The sequence below is a fragment of the Actinomadura graeca genome, from assembly GCF_019175365.1.
Taxonomy (GTDB): Bacteria; Actinomycetota; Actinomycetes; order Streptosporangiales; family Streptosporangiaceae; genus Spirillospora; species Spirillospora graeca.
Genome location: NZ_CP059572.1, coordinates 2,141,538 through 2,166,330, shown reverse-complemented (window position 1 = coordinate 2,166,330; position 24,793 = coordinate 2,141,538). Strand labels below are relative to the sequence as shown.

The 24,793-nt window shown below is 71.7% G+C and carries 20 protein-coding genes; 11 read left to right on the top strand and 9 right to left on the bottom strand.

What is annotated here, in order from left to right:
• Window positions 1–64: 64 nt before the first annotated feature.
• Together AGRA3207_RS09895 and AGRA3207_RS09890 are read left to right on the top strand one after the other, a co-directional pair.
• Complete coding sequence (locus tag AGRA3207_RS09895) at window positions 65–1,870, top strand: alpha/beta hydrolase (RefSeq protein ID WP_231334275.1); 1,806 nt, start codon at window positions 65–67, stop codon at window positions 1,868–1,870.
• 97 nt (window positions 1,871–1,967) lie between these two features.
• A complete protein-coding gene (locus AGRA3207_RS09890) occupies window positions 1,968–2,393 on the top strand; it encodes a VOC family protein (protein WP_231336273.1) in 426 nt (141 codons plus the stop codon).
• An 18-nt stretch (window positions 2,394–2,411) separates the two neighbouring features.
• Here AGRA3207_RS09890 and AGRA3207_RS09885 read toward each other — a convergent pair whose 3' ends face one another.
• A complete protein-coding gene (locus tag AGRA3207_RS09885; RefSeq protein WP_231334274.1) occupies window positions 2,412–2,996 on the bottom strand; it encodes a TetR/AcrR family transcriptional regulator in 585 nt (194 codons plus the stop codon).
• Window positions 2,997–3,067: 71 nt separating this feature from the next.
• On the opposite strand from AGRA3207_RS09885, the gene AGRA3207_RS09880 reads away from it, so the two are divergent.
• A complete protein-coding gene (locus tag AGRA3207_RS09880) occupies window positions 3,068–3,991 on the top strand; it encodes a TIGR03620 family F420-dependent LLM class oxidoreductase (protein ID WP_231334273.1) in 924 nt (307 codons plus the stop codon).
• A gap of 6 nt (window positions 3,992–3,997) precedes the next feature.
• On the opposite strand, the gene AGRA3207_RS09875 is transcribed toward AGRA3207_RS09880, so the two are convergent.
• The 5 genes from AGRA3207_RS09875 to AGRA3207_RS09855 all read right to left on the bottom strand — a co-directional run bounded on the left by AGRA3207_RS09875 (window position 3,998) and on the right by AGRA3207_RS09855 (window position 8,901).
• Window positions 3,998–5,068, bottom strand: coding sequence for a hypothetical protein (locus tag AGRA3207_RS09875; RefSeq protein WP_231334272.1), 1,071 nt, complete (start codon window positions 5,066–5,068; stop codon window positions 3,998–4,000).
• A gap of 68 nt (window positions 5,069–5,136) precedes the next feature.
• Entirely contained in the window at window positions 5,137–5,757 is a 621-nt protein-coding gene (locus tag AGRA3207_RS09870) for a helix-turn-helix domain-containing protein (RefSeq protein ID WP_231334271.1), read from the bottom strand.
• Between the two features lie 19 nt (window positions 5,758–5,776).
• Window positions 5,777–6,556 (bottom strand): SDR family NAD(P)-dependent oxidoreductase, encoded by a 780-nt coding sequence (locus tag AGRA3207_RS09865; protein ID WP_231334270.1) that lies wholly within the window; start codon window positions 6,554–6,556, stop codon window positions 5,777–5,779.
• 10 nt (window positions 6,557–6,566) lie between these two features.
• The gene (locus AGRA3207_RS09860; protein ID WP_231334269.1) at window positions 6,567–7,970 is read right to left on the bottom strand and encodes an NAD(P)/FAD-dependent oxidoreductase; all 1,404 of its coding nucleotides are present in this window, start codon (window positions 7,968–7,970) and stop codon (window positions 6,567–6,569) included.
• A gap of 64 nt (window positions 7,971–8,034) precedes the next feature.
• The gene (locus AGRA3207_RS09855) at window positions 8,035–8,901 is read right to left on the bottom strand and encodes a MoaF C-terminal domain-containing protein (RefSeq protein WP_231334268.1); all 867 of its coding nucleotides are present in this window, start codon (window positions 8,899–8,901) and stop codon (window positions 8,035–8,037) included.
• Between the two features lie 139 nt (window positions 8,902–9,040).
• On the opposite strand from AGRA3207_RS09855, the gene AGRA3207_RS09850 reads away from it, so the two are divergent.
• The gene (locus AGRA3207_RS09850; protein ID WP_231334267.1) at window positions 9,041–10,501 is read left to right on the top strand and encodes an aldehyde dehydrogenase family protein; all 1,461 of its coding nucleotides are present in this window, start codon (window positions 9,041–9,043) and stop codon (window positions 10,499–10,501) included.
• 92 nt (window positions 10,502–10,593) lie between these two features.
• Here the strand turns inward: AGRA3207_RS09850 and AGRA3207_RS09845 are convergent, their stop codons facing one another.
• Window positions 10,594–11,913 carry an LLM class flavin-dependent oxidoreductase gene (locus AGRA3207_RS09845; RefSeq protein ID WP_231334266.1) on the bottom strand — a complete coding sequence of 440 codons (1,320 nt, stop codon included), beginning with the start codon at window positions 11,911–11,913 and terminating at the stop codon, window positions 10,594–10,596.
• 214 nt (window positions 11,914–12,127) lie between these two features.
• The gene (locus AGRA3207_RS09840; protein WP_231334265.1) at window positions 12,128–13,495 is read right to left on the bottom strand and encodes an APC family permease; all 1,368 of its coding nucleotides are present in this window, start codon (window positions 13,493–13,495) and stop codon (window positions 12,128–12,130) included.
• Between the two features lie 294 nt (window positions 13,496–13,789).
• Between AGRA3207_RS09840 and AGRA3207_RS09835 the strand changes: the two genes are divergently transcribed.
• The 3 genes from AGRA3207_RS09835 to AGRA3207_RS09825 all read left to right on the top strand — a co-directional run bounded on the left by AGRA3207_RS09835 (window position 13,790) and on the right by AGRA3207_RS09825 (window position 16,657).
• Window positions 13,790–14,377, top strand: coding sequence for a TetR/AcrR family transcriptional regulator (locus AGRA3207_RS09835; RefSeq protein ID WP_231334264.1), 588 nt, complete (start codon window positions 13,790–13,792; stop codon window positions 14,375–14,377).
• Window positions 14,378–14,547: 170 nt separating this feature from the next.
• On the top strand, window positions 14,548–15,384 hold the full coding sequence (locus tag AGRA3207_RS09830; protein WP_231334263.1) for an alpha/beta fold hydrolase: 837 nt from the start codon (window positions 14,548–14,550) through the stop codon (window positions 15,382–15,384).
• Between the two features lie 55 nt (window positions 15,385–15,439).
• Entirely contained in the window at window positions 15,440–16,657 is a 1,218-nt protein-coding gene (locus AGRA3207_RS09825) for a flavin reductase (RefSeq protein ID WP_231334262.1), read from the top strand.
• A gap of 34 nt (window positions 16,658–16,691) precedes the next feature.
• Here the strand turns inward: AGRA3207_RS09825 and AGRA3207_RS09820 are convergent, their stop codons facing one another.
• On the bottom strand, window positions 16,692–17,405 hold the full coding sequence (locus AGRA3207_RS09820) for an IclR family transcriptional regulator (RefSeq protein WP_231334261.1): 714 nt from the start codon (window positions 17,403–17,405) through the stop codon (window positions 16,692–16,694).
• Window positions 17,406–17,533: 128 nt separating this feature from the next.
• On the opposite strand from AGRA3207_RS09820, the gene hmgA reads away from it, so the two are divergent.
• The 4 genes from hmgA (at window position 17,534) to AGRA3207_RS09800 (ending at window position 24,656) form a co-directional block, all read left to right on the top strand.
• A complete protein-coding gene (hmgA, locus tag AGRA3207_RS09815; RefSeq protein WP_231334260.1) occupies window positions 17,534–18,874 on the top strand; it encodes a homogentisate 1,2-dioxygenase in 1,341 nt (446 codons plus the stop codon).
• 46 nt (window positions 18,875–18,920) lie between these two features.
• Window positions 18,921–20,135, top strand: coding sequence for a fumarylacetoacetate hydrolase family protein (locus AGRA3207_RS09810; RefSeq protein ID WP_231334259.1), 1,215 nt, complete (start codon window positions 18,921–18,923; stop codon window positions 20,133–20,135).
• A gap of 59 nt (window positions 20,136–20,194) precedes the next feature.
• Entirely contained in the window at window positions 20,195–22,273 is a 2,079-nt protein-coding gene (locus AGRA3207_RS09805; RefSeq protein WP_231334258.1) for an oxidoreductase, read from the top strand.
• A gap of 97 nt (window positions 22,274–22,370) precedes the next feature.
• Entirely contained in the window at window positions 22,371–24,656 is a 2,286-nt protein-coding gene (locus AGRA3207_RS09800; RefSeq protein WP_231334257.1) for an NACHT domain-containing protein, read from the top strand.
• The last annotated feature ends 137 nt before the right edge of the window (window positions 24,657–24,793 follow it).

Below are 24,793 nucleotides of genomic sequence, written 5' to 3'. Positions count from 1 at the left end.
GAGAATCAGTGCACCAATCCGCACTTTGCGCGGATAAGGCATCGATCCCCACGAAGGGAACCGCATGCGCCTGAGACACAGCATTCTCGCGGCCGGCCTGGTCGGCGCGGTGCTCGTGCCCGCCTCGGCCGTCACCGCTTTCGCCGCCCCGGGCACCCCCCACGCCCCGTCCGGCGATGTCACGAGCCCGGCCGAGCAGAAGCGCGTCGACAGTGTGCCCACCCCCAAGCCCGCCTGGTACAAGTGCTACGGCGACGCCGAATGCGCGACCGTCCGGCTGCCCTTGGACTACGACGACCCGAAGGGCAAGACCACCGAGATCGCCGTCCTCAGGATGAAGGCGCGGAACGCCAAGAAGCGGATCGGCAGCCTGTTCGTCAACCCGGGCGGGCCAGGAGGCCAGGGCACCGCCCTGGCCTACCAGTCACGTGAATTCCTCGGCGCGGACGTCCTCGACCGTTTCGACATCGTCGGCTTCGACCCGCGCGGCGTCGGGTTCAGCTCCAACGTCACCTGCTTCACGTCCACCAGGGACCAGACGCTCGCGCTGGCGGGACTGAGCGTTGCGTTCCCGGTCGGGACGAAGGAAGAGGCGGCCTACATCAAGTCGGCGAAGGCGCTCGGCAAGGGCTGCTCGACGACCGGGAAGAAGCTGGCCGGTGCGATGTCGACCGCCGAAGTGGCGCGGGACATGGACGTCCTGCGCCGTGCGGTCGGCGACGCCAAGCTGTCCTACTTGGGCTTCAGCTACGGCACGGCCCTCGGCCAGTACTACGCGAACATGTTCCCCGACCGCCTGCGGGCCGTGGTCGCCGACGGTGTCCTCAACCCCGTCTCCTGGGTCGGCACGCCCAAGACCTCCGACCAGATCCTGGACGACCGGCTGCGTTCCGCCGACGGAGCATATAAGGCGCTGAAGGAAATACTGATCCGCTGCGGCAAGGCGGGCAAGAAGAAGTGCCTGTTCGCGGAATTCGGAGACCCCGTCAAGAACTTCGACGTCCTCACCAAGCGTCTGAAGGCCAAGCCCGCCGACATCGACGGCGTGAAGGTCACCTATGCCGATCTCATCGGCGGCGCCCTCGGTGAGCTGTACGCCCCGGACGGCTACCAGATCATCGACGCGATGGTCACCGACCTGTGGAAGGCGACCTCGTCCACCTCGACGGCGGCGGAGGCGGCCGCGGCGCGTAAGGCCCTCGCCGCCCGCATCGCGCAGCGCCGGGCCGAGGTCAAGCGGCGGAAGGACACCGCGGAGAAGGTCGTCGCCAAGGACTTCCCCTACGAGAACGGCCTCGACGCGCTGAGCAGTGTCGTCTGCACCGACGGCTCGCACCCCGGGAAGGCGGGAAACTGGCCCGCGCTGACGGCGGCGGCCGACAAGCGGGCCCCCTACTTCGGCCGCGCGTGGGGCTGGGCCAGCGTCCAGTGCGCCGGTGACGCCTGGAAGGTCCGCGACGAGGACGCCTACACCGGCCCCTTCAACCGCCGGACGAACGCTCCCGTCCTGTTCGTCGGCAACTACTACGATCCCGCCACGAACTACGACGACGCGGTCTCGTCCAGCAGGCTGCTGCCCGGCAGCCGGCTGCTGTCCAGCAACAGCTGGGGCCACACCGCGTACGGCACCTCGGCGTGCGTGACGACCGGCGTCGACGGCTACCTCGTCAACGGGACGCTGCCGCCCGCGGGCAAGGTGTGCGTCGGCGACGTCCAGCCGTTCGAGCGGGACACGGAACCGGCCCCCGGGACCAGGGGACCGGCGGACGCGAGCGCGATGGCCACCCAGGCGGGCACCGCCGGGACCGGCACGAAGCTGCCGCCGCTGGCGACGCGGGTACCGCCGTCCGTCCTGCTCGGGACGCGATGACCTGAACGACGACGACGCCGGGCGGGCCGCCCACAACGCCCGCCCGGCGTCCGGCGTCGGCGTGTTCACTATGCTCGGAGGCATGACGATCAAGCGGATGGACAACGTCGCCATCGTCGTTGACGACCTGGACGCGGCGGTCGCCTTCTTCGCCGAGCTCGGCATGGAACTGGAGGGCAGGGGGCGGATCGAAGGCGTCTGGGCGGATCTCACCGTCGGTCTCGACGGGGTCCGGAGTGAGATCGCCATGATGCGGACCCCGGACGGCCACGGCAAGCTGGAGCTGACCAAGTACCACGACCCGGCGGCGTCCAGCGCCGAGCCGAAGGTCCCGCCGCCCAACACGCTGGGCCTGCATCGCGTCATGTTCGCCGTCGACGACATCGACGACACCATCGCCCGCCTGCGCGCCCACGGCGCCGAACTCCTCGGCGAGGTCGCGCGGTTCGAGAACATGTTCCGGCTCTGCTACCTCCGCGGCCCCGCGGGGATCATCGTCGCCCTGGCCGAAGAGATCGGCTGAGCCCGCCGACGGGCCGGGTCAGCGGACGGCGCCGTGGAGCAGCATGTCGATGAGGTGATCGGCGCGGGCGTCCGGATCGCCGGGGGCGCCGTGGTCGGTGGCCCAGGCGATCGCGGTGGCCATCGTGACCAGGTCATCGCTGGTGAGGCCCGGGCGGAGGCGATCGGACCGCTGGAGGCGGGTGACCAGGGCGCGGGCGGCGGCGAGCGTGGCGGTGCAGTGCCGGCCCAGCGTGCTGTCGGGGACGGCGAGGGCCCGCGCGATCTCGTCGGCGAGACCCCGGACCCGGCGGATGTGGTCCACCAGCGCGGTGATCCACTGCCGTAGCGCGGCGACCGGATCGGTGCACGTGAGCAGGTCCCCGGCCAGTGCGGTCACCTCGTCGAGGCTCTCGCCGACCACCGCGGCGATGAGGTCCTCGCGGCGGGGGAAGTGCCGGTACAGGGTGGCGGGGCCGACTCCCGCCCGGCGCGCGATCTCGTTGAACGACGCCTCGACCCCGTCGGCGGCGAACGCGGTGCGCGCGGCGGCCAGCAGGCGTGCGCGGCTGCGCCGTGCGTCCGCCCGCACGCCGCCGGGCGGACGCGGTCCGGGATCGTCCACGATCAGGCTCCTTGCGAAAGTGGAATGCCACTCCATATATTCGGAGTGGCATTCCGATTGTACTCGTCAGGATGGTCATGATGTCGCTGCCGCTGCGCCTGCCCGCGACCGGGCTCTGGACCACCGGGCTGGACCTGTACCCGCCGGGTGAGAGCGCCGAGCTGGCCGCCGAGCTGGAGGAGCTGGGACTCGGCGCGCTGTGGCTCAGCGAAGGGCTCGTCCACGACCCGTTCGTCGCCGCCGCCGGGCTCCTCGCGGCGACCAGGTCGCTCGTGGTCGGAACCGGCATCGCGGTGATCTGGGGCCGGCACCCGCACTGGCTGCGCGCCTCGGCGCGGGCGCTGCTGGACGCCCGCCCCGGCCGGTTCGCGCTCGGCCTGGGCGTCTCCCACGCCCAGGTCGTGAACGGCGTGCTCGGACTGGACTTCCAGCGGCCGCTCGCCACGCTGCGCACCTACCTCGATGACCTCGACGCGCCGGACGGCATGCGCGCCATGCTCGGGCTTCCCGAGGCCGGCAGGCCGCCCCGCGTGCTGGCCGCGCTCGGGCCGCGGGCGCTGGAGCTCGCCCGCGACCGCGCCGACGGAGCGATCACCTACCTCGTCCCCCCGGAGCACACCGCGCGGGCCCGCGCGCTGCTCGGCCCCGACCGGACGCTCATCGTCGAGCAGTCGGTGGTCGTCGGCACCGGTCACGACGACGCCCGGTCGAGGGCCCGCGAGCATATCGCCTCCTATCTGGGCGGCCCCGCCTACCGGGCCAGCTGGCAACGGCTCGGGTTCACCGACGCCGACCTCGAAGCCGGGGGAAGCGACAGGCTCGTGGACGCGCTGGTGGCCGTCGGCGAGGACCAGGTGGCCGGCCGGATCGCCGCCCACCTGGCCGCGGGCGCCGACCATGTCTGCTTGCAGGCCCTGCCCGCCGAGCAGTTCACGGGCGTGCCCGCCCGGCAGTGGCGGCTGCTCGCCGCCATCGGACGGCCGGCGGCCGCCTGACCGGCGTCAGCCCGCGTCGGGCGTGAGCAGGACGGCGAGCGAGAGGTGCCTGTTCGAGGCGGTGGTGGCGGACGCGACGATCTGGCCGGCGTCGTTGATGCCGTAGGCGGCCGTGATCTTCAGGCCCGTGTCCGGGGGGATCAGGGTGTTCAGGTCGGTGCGGACGCCGTTGCTGTACACCCACCCGTAGCGGCCGTCACCGACGATCGTCCCGGCCTTGTTGATCGCCTGGGCCGTGCCGAACGTGCTGCCGCCGAGGTCCGGCCACAGGTCGATCACCTTGCCGCCCGCGAACATCGCCGGGTGCCGGGGCGCGAACTCGCCGCCGCCGACCGCGGCCGCGCCGACCGCGATCCCGCCGGAGTTCATGGCGTGCGCCTCCGACCACGTGCCGCCGGGCAGGGTGCCGAGGTCGGACGGGGTGCCATCGCGCCACACCGTGGCCTCGGCCTTGGTGGTGTCGTTCGAGGTCGAGGACAGTCCGAGGACCTGGCCGTCGGCCGTGATGCCGAACGCCTCGGCGGCGTGGCCGCCGGGCAGCGGCGCGAGCACGGTGGTCTTGCCGTTCTGGTAAAGCCAGGCGTTCCCGGTGTCGAAACCGGTGCCGGCGATCTGGCCGGCGTCGTTGACCGCCCGCGCCTGGACGTGGCCGTCGGTGGGCAGGATGTGAAGATCGGTCGGGGTCCCGTTCCGCCAGACCACCGCGGACTCCCGTACCGGCAGGGTCTCGTAGGCGGAGCCGACGACGACGTCGGAGGAGTTGAGGCCGTACGCCGACGTGGCGTCGGCCAGGGTCGGGTCGCCCGGCACGATGCCGGGCAGGTGGGTGAGCTGTTTCGGGTCGGTGCTGAGGTAGGCGGCCTGAGCGCCGTGACCGGGGAAGGTGCCTTCACCGGCGGTGTGGCCGGCGGCGTTGATGGCGCGCGGGACGTTCCCGGACGCCCCGTCCGGAGCTTTGATCATGGTGAGCTGGTAGTGGACGGGAGCCGCGGCGGACGCCTGGGCGGGCGCGACGGCTGCCGCGACGGCGAGGGGCGTTGCCAGCAGGGCCAGGGCCTGCGTTATCCGGTTCCACATGGTCTCTCCCTACGAAAGTGGGTCGGCATAGGGAGATAGGCACGCGGGATACAGAACGGGCGCGGGTGTCAGCCGTCGATGAAGGCCGCCGCACGCGGAGAGGTGTGGACGATCCACACGTGCGCCTCGTCGCTGACCGCCTGCCAGCGGTGCGGGCAGTCGGCCAGATAGGTGACGTAGTCGCCCGCCGAGACGTCGACCTCGTGGCCGATCGGCCCGAGCCGGATCGTCCCGGCGTGGACGAGCACGTGCTCGCGCGTCCCCGCGCCGTGGGAGTGGGAGACCTCCGCGCCGCCCACCCGGAACCTCTGGGAGTGGATCTCCAGGGTCCCGGCGCCGATCACCTGGCTGCGCAGGACCTCGCCCTTGGACTGGTCGTCGGACAGGTCCAGCCCCTCACCGGCGTGGACGACGTCCACGACCGGCGAGGGCGCCATGGTCAGCAGGTCGATCACGGTGACGTCGAAGGTGTCGGCGATCGCGGTGAGCGTGTCGAGCGTGGGGTTGGTCTGGCAGCGATCGATCTTGAAGAGGGTCGCCTTGGCGATCCCGGACCGCTCGGCCAGCTGCGACAGCGAGAGCCCGTGCGTGGCGCGGAGCGCCCGGATGTTCTCCGCCAACGCCTGCAACTGGTCCACGCGGACTCCCGTCTCCGTCGCGTCGGCCCGCCGGTCACCGGGCACGGTCACGGCCGCCATTATCGCGTCCTCACAGGTGCTTTCCGCCGTCGACCACGAAGGTGGTCCCGGTCGCGACCCGCATGTTCCGCACCACGCCGAGGACGGCGTCGGCGATGTCGTCGGGGTGGACCAGCACCTTCAGCGGCGTGGACGCCGCCTGCGCGGCGATCGCGTCACGGCCCCGTCCGGCGACGAAGTCCGTCTCGACGGCCGCGGGGGCCACGCCGACGAACCGGATCGCGGGCCCGAGCGCGCGCCCCAGCGACATGGTGAGGTTGTCGAGGGCCGCCTTCGCCGCGCAGTACCCGACGTTGCTGCCCGAGGCGGTCATGCCCGAGATCGAGGAGATGTTGACGACGACGGCGTCGCCGCTCGCCCGCAGGAGCGGCACGAACGTGCGGGTGACGGCGAAAGGGCCGCGCACGTTGGTCCGGAGCATCGCGTCGAAGAGCTCGTCGGTCATCGCCTCCAGGTCGGCGTGGGCGACCTTCGCCGTCGAACCGGCCGAGTTCACCAGGACGTGGACCGCGCCGAAGCGCCCGGAGACCTCCGCCGCCGCGGCCTCAAGCGCCGGAGTGTCCTCGATCGGCAGGTGAAGGGCCTGGTGGCCGTCCCCCGGGAGCGCACGGACGACGTCGTCCGCGCGCTCCCGGCCGCTGTTGTAGCCGGCCACCACCTGTGCGCCGGCCCGTGCCAGGGCCCGTGCGGTGGCGGCGCCGATGCCGCTGCTCGCCCCCGTCACCACGGCCACCTTGCCGCGGAGGTCGTACGGCCCGAGGCCGCCGCTGCGCAACCGGATCTCTGTCATCGCCTGCCTCTCAGCCGAGGTGGCCGGTGAACCCGGCGGTGCGGTTGCCGATGGAGATGAGCGTGGACGGCTTGCCGGCGCGGTGCTCCTTCGCGTCGCCCAGAGCGCGCGCGGCCCAGATGACACCGGAGCCGATGTAGCGCAGCGGCTCCGGCTCCCACTTGCGGCTGCCCATGTTCGTCCAGGGCAGGCGGGTCATCTCGGTGTCGCGGCCGAGAATGAGGTCGCGCATCGTCCGGCCCGCCATGTTGGACGGGGCGAGGCCCTCGCCCACGTAGCCGCCCGCGACGGCGAGGCCGGTGGCACGGTCCAGGCTGACATTGGGGGCCCAGTTCTTGGTCGTGCCGAAGACGCCCTGCCAGGTGTCGGCGATCTTGATGCCGTCCAGGAACGGGAACAGCTTGATGAGCTGCCCGTAGTAGTGGTCGCGGACCTTCGGCGTGGCGGGGCCGTCCGGGTTGGGCGCCGAACCCCACCGGTAGGGCACGCGCGGGTCGTCCCCGCCGATGGTGATGCGGTCGTCGCTGGTGAACTGCAGGTGGAGGAAGGGGTGCTCGGCGAGCAGCGCCTCATGGCCGCCCCAGCGCAGCTCGGCGATCTGCTCGCTTGTGAGGACCTCGGTGGCCAGCATCGAGGTGTGGATCGGGACGACGGTGCGCTCCTGCCCCTTGATCGACTCGCTGTAGGCCTCGGTGGCGCGGACGACGAACTCGGCGCGGACCGTGGCGCGCGCCGTGATCGCCCTGCCCGGCTCGATGCGGATCACGGGGGAGTTCTCGTAGATCACCCCGCCCCGCCGCTCCACGGCCGCGGCCAGGCCGCGCGCGAGGCGGCCGCCGTCGACGCTGGCGCAGTGGGAGCTCCAGCGCGCGCCGATCGCCCCGTCCACGTTGACCTTCTCCAGGACCTCCTTCCGGGAGAGGTAGCGGGAGTCCTCGGGCCCGAAGCCGTACCGGCGGTCGTCCTCGACCCCGGCCTTGAAGCGCCTGGCCTCCAGTTCGGTGCGGGCGACCATCAGCACGCCGTTGTGCGCGTAGCCGCACTCGATGCCCTCGGAGGTGATGACCTCGCCGACCTCCGTGACGGCCTGCTGGACGGCACGTTCCATGTCGATCGCGGCCTGCCGTCCGCCGCGCCCTGCCCAGAACGCGCGCGAGCCGTTGAGCTGGGCGATCACGGCGCCGCCGTTCCGGCCGGACGCTCCGTACCCGGCGACGTTGGCCTCCAGCAGGACGACCTTCAGTTCCGGTGCGGACTTGAGGAGTTCCAAGGCCGTGTAGAGGCCGGTGTAGCCCGCGCCGACGATGGCCACGTCCGCCTCGTCGTCCTGGGCGAGGGCAGGGCGTTCGGGAATGGGGCCGCCGTGAGCGGTCTCCATCTTGTGCCACCAGTGCGACAGGGTGGACTTGTCCATGGGTCTCTCCTGGATGGGGATTCCGCGGGCGCCAGGGCGCCCGCCGGTGCGGCCGCCCTCCGGCTCAGCCGGAGGGTTCGGTGAAGGCCGGCAGTGACTCGGGATAGGTGGTGACGTTGAGCAGGGCGCCGACCGCGCCGAACTGGTGGTGCAGGATCTCCCCGGTCCGGGCCTCCCAGCCGAACATGCGTCCGTGGGTGCGCATCTCGGCGAGGTCCACGAACAGCATGGACTCGACGGGCTGGACGTGCTCGCTCCAGCCGAAGAAGTACAGGTCGGGGGCCACTTCGTAGGCGCGGGTCCGGTCGAGTTCGGTGAGCCCCTGCTCGATCCCCGAGACGCACTGCCAGGCGAAGTTGCGGGCGTTCAGGTAGACGTGGTCGTAGCGGTCGGTGTCGCTGTACTGCCACATCACGCGTTTGCCGACCATGCCGTCCGAGAGGGGATGCGCTCCGCCGGGGGTCCCGTCGAGGAACCAGTGCTCGTCGACGCTGCGCACCCAGCGTGAGCCGTCCGGCCTCTCGTGGACGTAGGACGTGACGCTCGTGACGAGGCCGCGGTCGACGTCGAACGCCCACGTCTCCTCGCCCGGCAGCCCGGCGACCGCGTCCTCACGGGGGGCGGGGATCATGATGTCGACCAGGTAGATCCCCGGGCGCACCACGGTCGCGTCGTACTCGCAGGCCGTGGTCGTGTCGGCGGTGGCCGTGCCGGCGGTGGCCGTGTCCACGGTGATCGTGTCCGCGGTGGTCCGGCGCAGCCTGTGGGCGTCGTCGAAGACGTAGGAGACCCGCGCCCCGGCCGTGTTCACGAGCGTCAGCTCGCTTCCCGACAGGTCGTCCACGAACGGCGCGCGGTACTGGGTCTGCCGGCTGATGCCGACTGCGAGAAGCGGCAGGTCGTCCGGCGATTCCCAGTCCTCGTAGCCCATGCGGCACCCCTATTCGGTCCGGCGGCGGGAGGGGGCGTCCCTCCCGGAGTCGTTACTTTAGATGATACGGTCGTACTCCTCAAGTGAACAAGGCCGGTGATGCAGACCACGTCGCACGGCGCCGAAGGAAGGCCGAGGCATGAAGCCGACATCCATCACGCTGCCCGCCACCGAGCTGTTCGTCGACGGCGGATGGCGCCCGGGGAACGGCGCGGCGTTCGCCGTGCAGAACCCCACGGACGGGACCGTCATCACCGAGCTGCACGCCGCGGACGCCGGTGACGTGGACCGCGCCGTCGCGGCCGCCCGCCGCGCCTTCGACTCCGGGCCCTGGCCCGCGATGCCCGGCGCCGAGCGCGGCAGGATCCTGTACCGTCTCGCCGACCTGATCGAGGAGAACGCCGGCCGCTTCGCCGGGCTGGAGGCGCTCGATGTCGGCAAGCCCTACCACGACACCCTGGCCATCGACGTCGACATGGCGGTCCAGACGTTCCGGCACTTCGCCGGATGGGCCGACAAGCTGCACGGGACGACCGTCCCCGTGCCCGACCACATGGGACGCCCGCGGTTCTCCTACACCGAGCGCGTCCCGGTCGGGGTCGTCGGCGCGATCACCCCCTGGAACGCCCCGACCATGATCACCAGCTGGAAGCTGGCCTCGGCGCTCGCCGTCGGCTGCACGGTGGTGCTCAAGCCCGCCGAGGACGCGCCTCTGGTCTCCCAGCTGCTGGCCGAGCTCGCGGCGGCCGCCGGGCTCCCCGCGGGCGTGCTCAACGTGGTCAACGGCCCGGGCCGCGTCACGGGGACGGCGATCACCGGCCACCCCGGCATCGACAAGCTGTCGTTCACCGGGTCCCCCGAGGTGGGCCGGATCATCGGCCGCGCCGCCGCCGACCGCTTCACGCCCGTCACACTCGAACTCGGCGGCAAGTCCCCGCAGATCGTCTTCAAGGACGCCGACGTCGAGGCCCTGGCGCCCGTCGCGGCCGCGTCGCTCTTCGCCAACAGCGGCCAGACCTGCGCCGCCGGGACCCGCGTCCTGGTGCACCGCAGCCGCGTCGATGACGTGGCGGAGGCGCTCGCCGCCCAGGCCCGCGGGCAGCGGCTCGGAGATCCGTTCGACGCCCGGACGACCATGGGCAGCCTCATCAACGCGGCCCAGCGCGACCGCGTCCTGGGCTACGTCGGCGCGGGCCTGGAGCAGGGCGCCGACCTGGTCACCGGCGGGACGGCGCCCGACCGTCCGGGCTACTTCGTCGAGCCGACGCTGTTCGTCGGGACCAACGACCTCAGGATCGCCCGGGAGGAGATCTTCGGGCCGGTGGGAACGATCATCCCGTTCGACGACGACGATGAGGCGATCCGGCTCGCCAACGCCACGGAGTACGGGCTGGCCGCGGTGATCTGGTCGCGGGACATCGGCGAGGCGATGACCGCCTCCCGCGCGCTCCGGGCGGGCGCCGTGTGGGTGAACTCCTGGGGTGCCCCCGACCCCCGGGTCCCGTGGGGCGGGATGAAGACCAGCGGACTGGGCCGGGAACTCGGCCTCGCGGGCCTGCACGCCAACACCGAGGAACGCCTGGTCAACATCGTCTACTGAGCGCCGTCCGAGGACGGTCGGCGCGCGGGCCCCGCCACCTCGGCGGGGCCCGTGCCGTTCCGGCGTGGCCATGGCGACCGCTGGCCGTCCCGCTAGGCGCGCAAGGGCTTGCGCAGGTCCTCGACGTGGGCGGTGCGCACGTCGACGACGCCGACGTCGGGGATCCGGGCCTTCGGAGGGGTCTTGGTCTCGGTGCGCAGCGCGCCGTACTCGGCGTGCGTGGGGGCCGTCCGGGGATCGGCCTCGGCCCACACGGGCCTGCCGCCGGGGCCCCGGAAATGCGGGATGACCTCCTCCGACATCAGCGTGAGGCTCTTGCGGATGAGCCAGTTCGGCATGGCGCCGAAATCGGCGACGTGGATGAGCTTCCCGGCTCCGAGCTCGTCGACGAGCAGGCCGAGCTTGTCCACGACCGTCTGGGGGGAGCCGACGATGGCCCACCCCTCCTCCGTCATCTCCTCGAAGGCCATGTCGCCGATGTCGCGGTCGCGGTAACCGCCCTTGGTCATGAATCCGCGCAACGACTCGACGCTGAAGTGGCCGGGCGGGAACGCGTCGGGCTGACGTGACCGGTTGATGTTCTGCATCAGGAACAGCAGGTGGGGCTCGGCTTCGAGACGGGCCTGGGCGTCGGTCTCCGCGACGTGGATGAACACCACCGCCGCCACCTGGTCGGGGCCCGGGGTGTACCCGAACTTCTCGGAGGCCCGGCGGAACGTGTCGACGTTGCGCTTGAGCACCCGGCGCGGGGAGAAGAGCGCCTGATAGGTGTAATGGAACTCGGCGCACTTCTCCAGTGTGAGCTTCGACCCGGCGGCGGGGATCCACACTTCCGGATAGGGCTGCTGAAGGGGCTTGGGCCACAGGTTCGCGTAGGGCACATGGAAATGCTCGCCCTGCCATTCGAAAGGCCCCGGGTCCATGAACGCCTTGCGCATGAGGTCGTGGCCCTCCCAGTAGCGCTCGCGGGCGAACGCGGGGTTCATCGTCGCCGCGCTGTGGTAGTTCATCCCGTGGCCCATGGGAAGGCCCACGATCAGGCGTCCGCCGGAGAGCTGGTCGAGCAGGGCGATCTCCTCGGCGGCCCGCATCGGGTTCTGGAAGACGTTCAGGATCGGCCCGAGCGTGCCGATCTTGATCCGCTCCGTCTTCGCCGCCAGGTACGCCGCGGTGAGGTTCGCGCTCGGAGTCATCCCCACCGGCCCGCCCATCTGGGTGGTGGTGTGGATGCCGTCGAAGCCGAGCTTCTCGCCGAACACCAGCGTGTCGAGGTAGGAGTCGAGGTACCACTTGCCCCGCACCGGGTCGAACAGCTCGTTCGGCAGGTCGATGTACGAGGTGTTCTCCACCTCGTCGTAGAGCGGGATGTCGGGGTACGCCCCGTAGTTGAAGAGATGGAACTCCAGTGACATGGCTGCCTTCCTCGATGGTGGGGCCCGTCGTGCCGACAGCGTAACATTACGATCGTAATGTCTTCCTGGCGTGCTGACGGACGGTGGAGGGCCGGCGGGCCCTGGCGCGGCAGGGCCCGCCGGAGGACGGACCTCGCTCCGCCCGTGCGGCGGACCGGTCCAGGTGTGCGGCGATCAGTCCAGGCGTGGGGTGATCAGTCCAGGCGTGGGGTGATCAGTCCAGGCGTGCGGCGAAGTCGACGCCGCGCGGGCGTACGAGGCAGATCCCGAGCCCGGTCGCGGCGGCGACCGGGATCAGTAGGAGCAGCCAGGCGGCGTTGTCCTGGGAGCCGACGAAGCTGTCGTAGTGGCGGATCGCCATGTAGGTGATCACCACGAAGCAGGCCGCGGCGGCGATGGGCGAGATCACCGTGGCGAACAGGCCGTGCGCGCCCGGCTGCTCGCGCCGGAAGAAGACCGGCACGGACAGGCTCGTCAGCGCCAGGATGACCAGGAGGGCGATCGTGCCCAGCCCGATGAGCCACTCGTAGATGACCAGGTACGGGTCCGCGCCGCAGACGGTGAACAGGATCAGGACCGTTCCGAGGATGACGCTGATCGCGGCCGACGCCCGGTGCGGGTTCTGCGTCGTGGCATGGGTGCGGCCCAGGGCCGAGGGCATCAGGCCGGCCCGTCCGAGCGAGAAGAAGTACCGGGCGAGGATGTTGTGGAGCCCGAGCAGCACGGCGAAGAAGCTGGTGATGACCTGGATCTGGAGCCAGACGGACCAGAAGTGGGCGATCTTGTCCTCGGCCTGCTCGAAGATGAAGCCGTTGGGATCGGTCATCGCCACGTGCGCGATGTTGCCGAGGCCGAAGGCGTTGGAGAGCGCCCACGTCACGAAGACGTAGAAGACCCCGACGGAGATGACGGCGCCGTAGGCGGCGCGGGGGATCGTCTTCCGGCGGTCCCGGGCCTCCTCGCTGAAGACCACGGTCGCCTCGATGCCGACGTACACGCCCGCGGCCCAGAGCATCGCCACCCCGAGATTCCCGTCGAGCCAGTGCGACGGCGCGAACCCGGCGACCGAGTTGCCCGATTCGCCGCCGCCGCTCACCACGATCGCCACGGCCACGGCGCCGAGCGCGATGATCTCCAGGACCAGCAGGACGGTCAGGAACTTCAGGCTGATGTCGACGCCCCTGTAGGACAGGAGGCTCACCAGCGCGAGGGTGACGAAGACGCACCAGTACCACTTGACGTTCCAGTGGAAGACGTCGGCGAGCGCGCCCTGCGCCAGGACGCCGAAGATCCCGTAGAACGAGCACAGCAGGGTGGTGTACATCAGCACCGAGGTCGCCGCGGTGGCGGAACCGGCCTTCTCCCCGAAGGCGCGGGCGATGTAGGCCACGAAGCCGCCGGCGTTGGCGACGTAGTGGCTCATCCGCGAGTAGCCGATGACGAAGAGGACGTAGACGATCGTCATCAGCACGAACACCATCGGCGCGCCGGGACCGGCGGCGTCGAAGACGAGTGCCGACGCGCCCATCATGCCGGACATCGGCCCGACGGCGGCGACGACGAAGAAGATGATGGCGGGCACACCCAGGCGGTTCGCGCGCAAACCTGAAGACGTGGTGGGTTGAGGGGAGCTTTCGGTGGTCGTACTCGGGTCCATGAGGAGATCTCCGCACTGGGGTTGGCGACTGTGGACAGCCCGAACTGACGCCCCCTTCGCCGACGTGTTCGTTTATCGCACTTTCATGTGCGATGTTCGACACATTGTGGAAGTCGATGGCCCGTTCGTCAACAGGTTCCGGGCACGGAATGTGACGGTGCGGCGCGCTTCGCCGGGCTCGTGCGCTCCGGCCGCCCCCGCGGCGCCTAGGATTCGGCCATGGCCAGGAGGAGTGATCACGACGACCGCCGCAGGCAGCTCGGGCGCGCGGTGTGGCGGGTGGTCCGGTCCCAGGGCGTCAGCGCGCTGACGGTGCGCCGCGTCGGGCAGGAGGCCGGCTGGACCAGCGGCGCCGTCCAGTACTACTTCGCCTCGCGCAACGCCCTGCTCGAATACGCCTTCCAGCTCGTCCAGCAGCAGACGCTGGACCGTCTCGCGGCCGTCGCCGAGACGGCGGGGGACGAGGAGGCGGCGCGGACGGCGTTCCACCAGGTGCTGCCGTCGAGCGACGAGGTCCGCGCGGAGGCCGAGGTCTGGTTCAGCTTCCTGGGCCTCGCCCTGGGCGACCCCGGCCTGCGCGAGGTGGGCCGCAAGGGGCAGCGGATCGTGATCGACGCGATCGCGGCCGCCGTGGGACGGAGCCAGCGCGCCGGCGTGATCTCCCGTGACCTGGACCCGCAGATGGTGGCCGTCGAGGGCATCGCGCTCGCCGACGGCCTGTGCGTGAACGCCATGTACCACCCGGTGCGCCTCAAAGAAGGCGACGTGGTCGGCCTCTTCGACCGCTGGCTGGCCGCCCTGCGCTAGGGCTCGCCACCTGTTCGCCCAGGTCAGACACCCTTGTTCCGATGAATTTCGGCTCAGGCGCTTGCCAGAACATCACAACTGTAATGTATGGTCGCTGCGTCCGCTCGCCCTCGCCCGAGGCGCATCGCGAGCGAGAGCGCCCGCTGCCCATCGACCGAAACGAGGCTGGCATGACGACGACGAGTGAAGCCGTCCGAACCTGGGCGAACTGGACCGAGCCGGAGTGGGTCGACGTCGACGGCGTGCGGGTGGGCTACCGCCGCAAGGGTTCCGGGCCTGTCCTGCTCTACCTGCACGGCGCCGGTCTCACGCGGCAGTGGCTCCCGCTCTACGAGGAACTGGCCCGGAGCTTCGACGTCGTCGTGCCCGAGCATCCCGGATTCGGTGACACGGCCCTTCCGTCCCACATCCGGACCTTCGACGACCTGGTGCTGCACTACGACGCGCTCGTCCGCGACCTCGGGCTCGACGGGGAGATCCACCTGGTCGGGCACTCGATGGGGGGCTGGCTCGCGGCCGACCTGGCCGTCACGTATCCGACGCGCTTCGCGACGCTCACGCTGATGGCCCCGATGGGGTTGCGGGCGCCGCACAGTACGCCGGCCGACCCGTTCCGCTGGTCGCCCGAGCAGGCCGACCATCACGTGTTCAGCGGCGTGGCGGAGAAGTACCTCGACTTCCTCGTCCAGGAGGGCGGGGTCGAGGACTACATCCACGAGTACGGCGAGAGCATCCCGTTCGCGCGCCTGACCTGGAACCCGCGCTACGACGTGCGTCTGGAGCACCGCCTGGCCCGGGTGCAGGCCCCGACCCGGGTGATCCACTTCGCCGACGACAACTTCATCCCCCGTGAGCTGTCGGCGCGCTACGCCGAACTGGTGCCGGGTGCCGGGCTCGTCGTCCTCGACGGTGCCGGCGGGGAGCCCGCGTCGCATGTGTCCATCGTCCAGCAGCCGGCGGCGATCGCCGCGCTGATCGCGGAGCACGCGGCCTCCCCGGGCCGCTGACCCGGGCGAGGGCCGTGACCGGCGATGAAGACGTTCTGGACGAGGAGGTGCCGCGATGCCGGACCATGACGCGGGGGCCGTCGCGACGGGGGTGACGGCCACCGACTTCCCCACGGCCACCGCCGAGAAGCGGGCGAAATGGTGGCGCACCGTCATGGGGGAGTACCCCACGGGCGTGTGCATCGTCTCCGCCCTCGACGACTCGGGCCGTCCCCAGGGGCTGGTCGTCGGCACCTTCTCCTCGGTGTCCATGGACCCGCCGCTGGTGGCGTTCATGCCGATGCGGAGCTCCCGTTCCTACACGGCCGTCGCCGGCTGTGACCGGTTCCGGGTCAGCGTGCTCGGCGCCGGCCACGAGGAGCTGTGCCGATCGTTCGCGTCGGCCGCCCCGGAGCGCCGGTTCGACGTCGGCCGCTGGGTCACCGACGAGCACGGGATCCCCGCGCTCGAGGACGCGGTGGCCTGGTTCTCCTGCCGCCGGACGCGGACGATCGAGGCGGGCGACCACGACATCGTCCTCGCCGCGGTCGAGGACCTCGGGGTCGGGGACGGCTCGGCCGGGATGCCGATGCTCTTCCTCAAGGGCGGCTACGGGACCTTCACCATGCCCCGCGTCGACTTCGACGCCGACCGGCTGGGCTCGCACCTGCGGGTCGCCGACCAGATGCGCGGCGAGGTCCAGCGGCTGGCCGAGTCGATCCCCGCCCTGGTCACGCTGTGCTCACTGGCGCAGGACCGCATCGTCGTCCTGCACGCCTCGAACCTGCGGGCCTACGAGCCGCAGGTGCTCGGCGTCGGCACCACCTTCCCCTTCGCGGCGCCGCTCGGCGTGGTCTTCGCGGCCTGGGGCGACGATCTGCGGCGCGCGATGTGGAGACGCGCCGGGCGGGACGTCGAGCTCCTCGACGACGACCTCGTCTCGACCATGCTGGCCGAGGCGCGCGAGCGCGGCTACGCGGTCAGCCTCGGCCCCGCCATGGCCGAGCGCTTCGACGAGATCGTGTCGAACCCCTCGAAGGGGCAGGGCGAGCTGCGGCGGCTGTGGTCCGACGCCGCCGGTGACTACGCCGTCCTCGGGGGCGCGGCGGACTGGCCGGTCGCGGTGAGCTCGATCCAGGTCCCGATCTTCGGCCCGGACGGCGTGCCCAACTTCGCGCTCGCCGTGTCCCGGCTCCCCGCCGGGCTCACCGCCGGAGCCCTGGACGCCATCGCGGCACGGTGCCGTGACGTCGCCGCCAAGCTCGCGAAGACGATCGCGGAGGAGACGACGTGAGCGGGACGCGGGCGGGCGTGCGCGGCCACGTCGCTCATATCGCGGTCAGATAGCCGCTCTCCACGTCATGGGCGGCGGAGGTGAGGAGCGGCACGCGCCGTTCGAGGTCATGCGTGCGGCTGGTCGGGACCAAGATCGCGAGGCTCGCGAACGCGGTGCCGTCCGCCGCCCGCAGCGGCACCGCGATCCCGTGGACGCCGAGCTGGAGCTCGTCATGGGACTGCGCGTAGCCGCGCCTGCGCACCGTGGCCAGGCTCTTCTCGACCGGCGCCGGTTCCTCCTCGGCCTTGAGGATCCTCGCCACGGCGTCGGCGGGGAGGAAGGCGAGGATCGCCCGGCCGCTCGCGCCGACGGTGAGCGGGTGCCGCGCCCCGATGCGGTGGCTGACCTGGACGACGTGGCGGGTGGCGACGGCCTGGTCCAGCACGACCGCCTCATGCCCGTCGAGGGAGTGCAGGACGACGGTCTCGCCGGACGCCTCGGCCACCCTGTCCATGACCGGGCCGGCGACCGCGCGCAGATCGGGCTGGATCGTCTCGGCCAGGCGGGCGAGCGCCGGGCCCGGCCGGTAGAGGTTGTCCTGCCGTGAGACGAAGCCCCGGGCGGCCAGGGTCTTCAGGAGCCGGTGGACCACGGTCCTGTTCAGTCCCAGGCGCTGGGCCAGCTCGGTCGGGCCCAGGGGACCGGCCTCTCCGAGCTCCTCCAAGATCCGGAGCGCGTGGTCCGCGGTCTGTGCGATCTCAGTCACGGACGCAGCGTACCGGTAATCGGACCGCGATGTTCGCTCGATAGTTCGATTAACGGTCGATATTGACCGGATAACGAACTACAACTACTCTGCCTGGGGCAATGGACGGCGAGTGAGGAGTGCAGGGGATGACGAGCCTCGAAGAGCGCCCGGCGGACCTGGAACCGCGGGCGGCCGGCCCGGGCTACCTGCCGGGCTTCGGAAACCAGCACGTCACGGAGGCCGTTCCGGGAGCACTGCCCCGCGGCAGGAACAGTCCCCAGCGGGCCCCGCTCGGGCTCTACGCGGAGCAGATCAGCGGCACCGCGTTCACGGCGCCGCGCCGCACCAACCGCAGGACCTGGGTCTACCGGATCCGTCCTTCGGCGAAGCACCCCCGGTTCCGGCGCGTCGACGCGGGCACGCTGATGACCAGCCCGATCCCCAACGCCGCACCCGAGCCGAACCGGCTGCGCTGGGACCCGTTCCCCCTCCCCGGTGAGCCGCGCACCTTCGTGGAGTCGCTCTTCACCGTCGGCGGCACCGGCGACGCCCGGAGCCAGGACGGCGTCGCGATCCACATGTACCTGGCGACCCGTCCGATGGACCGCGAATATTTCGTCAACGCCGACGGCGAGATGCTCCTCGTCCCGGAGTCGGGACGCCTGCGCATCGCCACCGAGCTCGGCGTCCTCGACGTGGGGCAGGGCGAGATTGCCGTCATCCCGCGCGGCATCCGCTTCAAGGTCGGGCTCCCCGACGGCACGGCGCGCGGGTACGTGCTGGAGAACTACGGGGACCTCCTCCGGCTCCCCGAGCTCGGCCCGATCGGCGCCAACGGGCTCGCCAACCCGCGCGACTTCCTCTCACCCGTCGCCGCGTTCGAGGACCGCGACGACGAGGTCGTGGTCTTCCAGAAATACCTCGGCAACCTGTGGGCGGCGGACTACGACCATTCACCCCTGGACGTGGTCGCGTGGCACGGGAACCACGCCCCGTACAAGTACGACCTGCGCACGTTCATGGTCATCGGGACGATCACCTTCGACCACCCGGACCCGTCGATCTACACCGTCCTGTCATCGCCGAGCGCCCAGGAGGGGACGGCGAACGCCGACTTCGTGATCTTCGCCCCGCGCTGGCTCGTCGGCGAGGACACCTTCCGGCCACCGTGGTTCCACCGCAACGTGATGAGCGAGTTCATGGGGCTGCTGTGGGGCGTCTACGACGCGAAGGCCGAGGGCTTCCTCCCGGGCGGCGCGAGCCTCCACAACTGCTTCACCTCCCACGGGCCGGACGAGGAGACCTACGAGCGGGCGAGCAGCATCGAACTCGCCCCCCGCAAGGTGGACGACACGATGGCGTTCATGTTCGAGACGAGGCTGCCGATCGTGCCCACCCCGCAGGCCATGGCCGCGGCGAACCTCCAGCCGGACTACGACGACGTCTGGCGCGGGATCCAGCGCCACTTCCCCGCGGGCACCCGATGAGGGACGAGTTGGACGTGATCTCCTCCGACCGGGCCGGGCCCGCGCGATGGTGACCGTCGGGGACTTCGGCGACGCGACCCTGCCGTACGGCGTCTTCCGCGCGGAAGGCGGATCCCCCCGCGTGGGCGTCGCGGTCGGCGGGCTCGTCCTGGACGTGGCCACCGTCGTCGGCGCGCCCGAGGAGTTCGTGCGGCCGGACCTCAACCGCTTCCTCGCCCGGGGCCCGCACCGGTGGAAAGAGGTGCGGAAGGCCCTTCAGGAACGGGCGGCGTCCGGGGTCTCACCCGGCCAGGAGGGCGTCCACCGCATCGCCGACGTCCAGATGATGCTGCCCGTGGAGGTCGCCGACTTCGTCGACTTCTTCTCGGGGATCGAGCACGCGACGAACGCCGGGCGCATCCTCCGCCCCGGCGAGGAACCGCTGAAGCCGAACTACCGGTACCTCCCGGCCGGCTACCACGGACGCGCGGGCACCGTCGTCGTGTCGGGCACCGACGTCGTCCGTCCCGAGGGGCAGATACGCCACGGCGAGCACGTCACGGTGGGGCCGAGCGCCCGCCTGGACTTCGAACTCGAACTCGGCTACGTCGTCGGCACGCCCTCGACGCAAGGTGTCCCGGTACCGGCCGAGGACTTCCGCGACCACGTCTTCGGCGTCGTCGTCCTCGTCGACTGGAGCGCACGGGACATCCAGGCATGGGAGTACCAGCCGCTGGGCCCCTTCCTCGCGAAATCCTTCGCCACCACCATCAGCCCGTGGGTGGTACCGCTGGACGCCCTGCCCTGGGTCGACGGCCCGGTCCAGCGCCCGGCCGTGCTGGACTACCTGAACACGCCCGAACCGCGCAATCCCGCCGTCGAGATCGAGGTCGAGCTCAACGGCGTGGTGATCAGCCGCGTCTCGGCGGCGGGCCTGTACTGGTCGCCCGCGCAGCAGATGGCCCACATGACCCGCGGCGGCGCGTCCCTGCGGACCGGCGACCTCTACGGCACCGGCACGATCTCCTCCCACGACCCGTCCTCGGCGGGCTCGTTGCTGGAGATCTCCTGGGGCGGCGAACGCCCTTTCCGGCTCTCCGGCGACGAGACGCGCACCTTCCTGGAAGACGGCGACGTCGTGATCGTCCGCGCGTCCGTCCCGGGAGAACCAGACCGGTCTCTTGTGGGGGGACGACGCCCCATAGGAGACCGGTACATCGGTGAGGCCCGCACGGTGATCAGACCCGCACCGTCCGCGCGGTGGCACCCGCACCCGTCGTGAACAGCCCAAGGACACACGCGATCCGCGCCGTGTCGTCGATACCGAGAAGGAGAACGATGGTGTCGGAACCGACGCGCGACCTATCCGTCCGCGACATCGTCCCCCAGGACGAGCGGTACGGCGGGCTGTTCCAGCCGCTCCGCATCGGCCCCAAGGTCGCCGCGAACAGGTTCTGGTCCGCCCCCTACGCCACCGGCTGGAGGATGGACCAGATCGACAGGGAGGCCGCCCACCGGCGGGTGCGCGCGGAGGGCGGCTGGGCCGTGGTCAACACCGGTGAGGTGGCCTTCGACCCGCACTCGCGCAACGCCTGGCTCGACGGCCTCGAACTCATGGGCGACGACGACGCCCGCGCGCTCGTCCAGATCGTCGAGGCCGTGCACGCGCATCACGCGCTCGCCGCGATCGAACTGGTGCACCTGGGCGCCGCCGCGGACCCGAAGCAGGACCGGCTCCCCGCGTTGGCGCCGAGCCAGATGCAGGGCAACGGGCTGTTCTTCTCCCAGGCGATACCCCGGACGATGGACGCCGACGACATCCGGCGCGTCCAGGCCGACTGGATCACCGCGGCCCGGCGCGCCCGCGACGCCGGCTTCGACATCGTGAACATCCACGCCGCCCACGGCTACCTGCCCGTCCAGTTCCTGACGACCTACCACAACCGCCGGACCGACGGTTACGGCGGCCCGCTCGCCGACCGCGCCCGGTTCCTCCGCGAGATCCTCGAAGGCGTCCGCCGCGAGATCGGCGACGATGTCGCCATCGCCGTCCGGTTCGCGATCGAGGGCCATGGCCACGGCGCCCTCCCGGCCGACGAGGCGCTGGAGGTCGTCCGGCTGCTCGACCACCTGGTCGACGTCTGGGACGTCGCGCAGGGCGGGCTCGCCACGACCGAGTACGACCTGACCCCCTCGCGGCTCTTCCCCGAGGGCTTCTCCCTCACCTGGACGAGACGGATGCGCGAGGCCACCGGCAAACCGGTGGTCGGGACCGGGCGTTTCACCGACCCCGACCTGATGGCCCGGGCCGTCGCGTCCGGCGACCTCGACCTCATCGGCGCCGCCAGGCCGGGCATCGCCGACCCCTTCCTGCCCCGCAAGATCGCGACCGGCGCCCACGCGCAGGTCAGGGAGTGCATCGGCGCCAACCACTGCGCGCGCAGCCAGGCGCGCGGCCAGCTCGCCTGCAGCCAGAACCCCACGACGGGCGAGGAGTCCCGCCGCGGCTGGCATCCCGAGCGCCTGCCGCCCCGGCCCGAGCCCGAGCCGTCCGTCCTCGTCATCGGCGCCGGACCCGCCGGGCTCGAATGCGCCACGACCCTCGCGCGGCGCGGCTTCTCCATGGTCCACCTCGTCGACGAGCACGACGAACCCGGCGGCCACCTGCGCTGGTTCCGCCGCCTTCCGGGCCTCTCCCCATGGGGCCGCCTGGTCGAGCACCGCGAGGCGCTGCTGAAGGAGTTCCCCGGCGCCGCCTTCGTCCCGAACACGCGCATGACCGCCGGCGACGTCCTGGAATACGGCGCCGAAGTCGTGGTGGTCGCGACCGGCGCCCCCTGGTCGAGGATCGGCGTCTCCTTCGTCGACAACGAGCCCATCCCCGGAGCGGACGCGTCGCTGGCCAACGTCGCGACCCCCGAGCAGCTTCTCGACGGCAAAGCGCTGCCCGGAAAGCGCGTCGTCGTCTACGACTGCGAGGGAGACCTCACAGGGATCGCGGTCGCCCAATGGCTCCAGCGGAAGGACCACGAGGTGGAGATCGTCACACCCCACGGCCAGGTCGCCGCGCAAGCCGACCAGGACAACGTCGGCCCGGCCCTGCGCGCCGAGGTGATCGCCGCCGGCGGCACGCTGAGCGCGGCCACCCTGCTGGTCCAGGTGGGCCCCGGCGAGGTCGTCCTGGAAGGAGAGTCCGGCGCCCGCCGCGGCGTCCCGGCCGACGGCGTCGTGCTCGTCATCAGGCGAGAGTCCGACGACATGCTGTACCGACGACTCCTGGCCCTCGACCCGGCGCAACTCCGCGCGAACGGCATCGACGAAATCCACCGCGTCGGAGACTGTGCCGCCCCCACCAACGTGGCCGACACCATCTTCGACGCCCACCAAGTAGCCCGAAAGATGGGCTCTAAGCACCAGTAGAACTGGACGAGGGGCCGCAGCCCCGGGTTTCGGGCGTTGCCTGCGCGGCCGGACGAGACACGCCAAGATGGCGAGCGTGCGGAGTGTCAGGGAATGTTTGCCGTGGGTAGCGGCCGGGGTGGCGGTGACGGGCCTGGTGCTCCTGCTCGCGGTGACGGCGCTTCCGCTGACCGGCGCGGATGGACTGCCGGCGTCGGCGGACACCGCGCAGCTGACCGGGCTGCTGGTAGCCGTCGGCCCGGCGGCGGTCGGGGTGGTGGTGTGGGCGTGGCGGACCACCCGGCAGGCGGGGGCCGTACCGAGCACGGACACGCTGACGCGGGCCAAGGACGTGCTGGCCGGGGTGGTGGCCGAGCAATGGAAGCAGGAGGCCAGGCTGCGGTCGCTGGACGATCCGGACCCGATCCCGGTGCGCTGGCGCACCCCCGAGGTCGCGGCGACCGCGCTGATGGACCACCCGGCCAACATCCAGACGGCGGCCTCCGAGGGGCCGGACGACATGCGGTGGACGGCGTCCAGCGCCGACATCGCCGCACTGGCCGACCGGTTCCGCCGCACCCGACGGCGCCGCCTGGTGATCCTGGGCGCACCGGGCACGGGCAAGACCACCCTGGCGATGCAGCTGCTCCTGCGTCTGCTGGCCACGCGCGCCGCGGACGAGCCGATCCCGGTGCTGTTCCCGGTGGCCGGCTGGGACACCGAACGGTTTCCCCGGCTGCACGACTGGCTGGCCGACCGGCTCGCCCGCGACTACCCGGCGCTGCGCTCGCCGGGGCTGGGCGACGGCGTCGTGCGGACCCTGGCCGCCTGCGGGCACACCCTGCCCGTCCTGGACGGCCTGGACGAGCTGCCCCCGCCTGCCCAGGCCAGGCTGATCACTGCGCTGAACCGGTCCCTGGGCGGTGATGACCAGCTGATCCTCACGAGCCGCACCACCGAGTTCGCCGACGCGGTCGCCGCTGCCGGAGACGTGGTGACCTCCGCCGCCGTCCTGGAACCACGCCCGCTGTCCCCGGCGGACGCGGCCGACCACCTCACCCGGTGCCTGCCGCCCTCCCCGGGGCCGGCCTGGCAGCACGTCCTGACCGAGCTGCGCGGCACGCCCCCTCCCGATCAGATCACGCCTGGTACGGCGCCGGGCAGGACAGCACGAGCGCTGGCCGGTGTCACCGCCACTCCACTCGGGCTATGGCTGCTGCGCTCGGTCTACTCGGCGCCCGGCGCCGACCCGGGCGAACTGGCGGATCCCGCGCGCTTTCCCACCGCCGCCGCGCTGCGGGCCCACCTGTTCGACCGGCTCATCCCCGCCCTGATCGCCACCCGGCCGCCGGGTGATGTCCGAGCAGGTCCCTTCCGGCCGCGCAACCGCCACGATCCCGTCCAGGTGCGGCGCTGGCTGGGCCACCTGGCCCACCACCTCACGTGCCAGCCCGCCGCGGCCCGCGGGGGAGCCGGCGGCGGCACCCGTGACTTCGCCTGGTGGCGGCTGGCCGCCGCCACCCGCGCGATCACCCGCACCACCGCGGTCACCTTCGCCGTGGTCGCCGCCCTGACCGTCGGCCTCACCAACGGCCTCGCGGGCGGGCTCGCCAACGGGATGGCGTTCGGGCCCCAGGCCGGGCTCGTGTTCGCCCTCGCGAACGGGATCGCCTACGGACTCGCCGTCTCGCTCGCCGTCGGTTTCGGGGCGATGTCGTGGGCCCGGCACTCGCCGGGGTACGCCGACCTGCGCGTCCGCCGACGCCCGGCCGAACTCGCGCGCAAGCTCACGATCGGGCTCGCGGGCGGACTCACCATCGGGTTCGTGCTCGGGCTCATGGGCTGGCTCGCGGTCAGGATCGCCGAGAAGCCCGTGGGCGGAGTCGTGCGCATCCTCTCGACCGAGTTCAGCTATGGGCCTGCGACCTGGCTCGTGATCGGCCTCGCGGTCGGCCTCGCGACCGGGCTGGTGGCCTGGGCGGAGACGCCGGCGCGGATCGGCCACGCCACGACGCCTCTGTGCAACTGGCGCGCCGACCGGACGCTGAGCCTGGTCCGCATCAGCACCACCGCGCTGGCGGCCGCACTGGCGGCCGGGATCACGGCCGGGCCCGTCTTCGGGCCGGCGGGGGCGTTCGCGTACGGGCTCACGGCCGGGCCCCTGTTCGGCCTCGGCGTCGGCCTCACGGTCGGGCTCGGGTTCGGCGATCACCGGGCATGGCCGGCCTACCTGGTCGCGACCTGGAGGCTGGCCCACGCCGGTCTTCTGCCGCGCAGGCTGATGCCGTTCCTCGACGACTGTCACCGCCTCGGCCTGCTGCGCGCGGTCGGCCCCCTCTACCAGTTCCGCCACGCCGAACTCCACGACCATCTCGCCGCCACCCACCGATCTTCGGACGCCTAAGGCGCAAGCGGGCGCCGTGCTCGCCGATCGCGGCCGGGGCCCGCGGCTCGCCGGCACCCGCGGGCCTCGGCCGCAGGTCGGTGGTGGGTGGGGTCGGTGTGGGGACATCCCTCGTACCCGGGCCCGGTGCGTCGGCG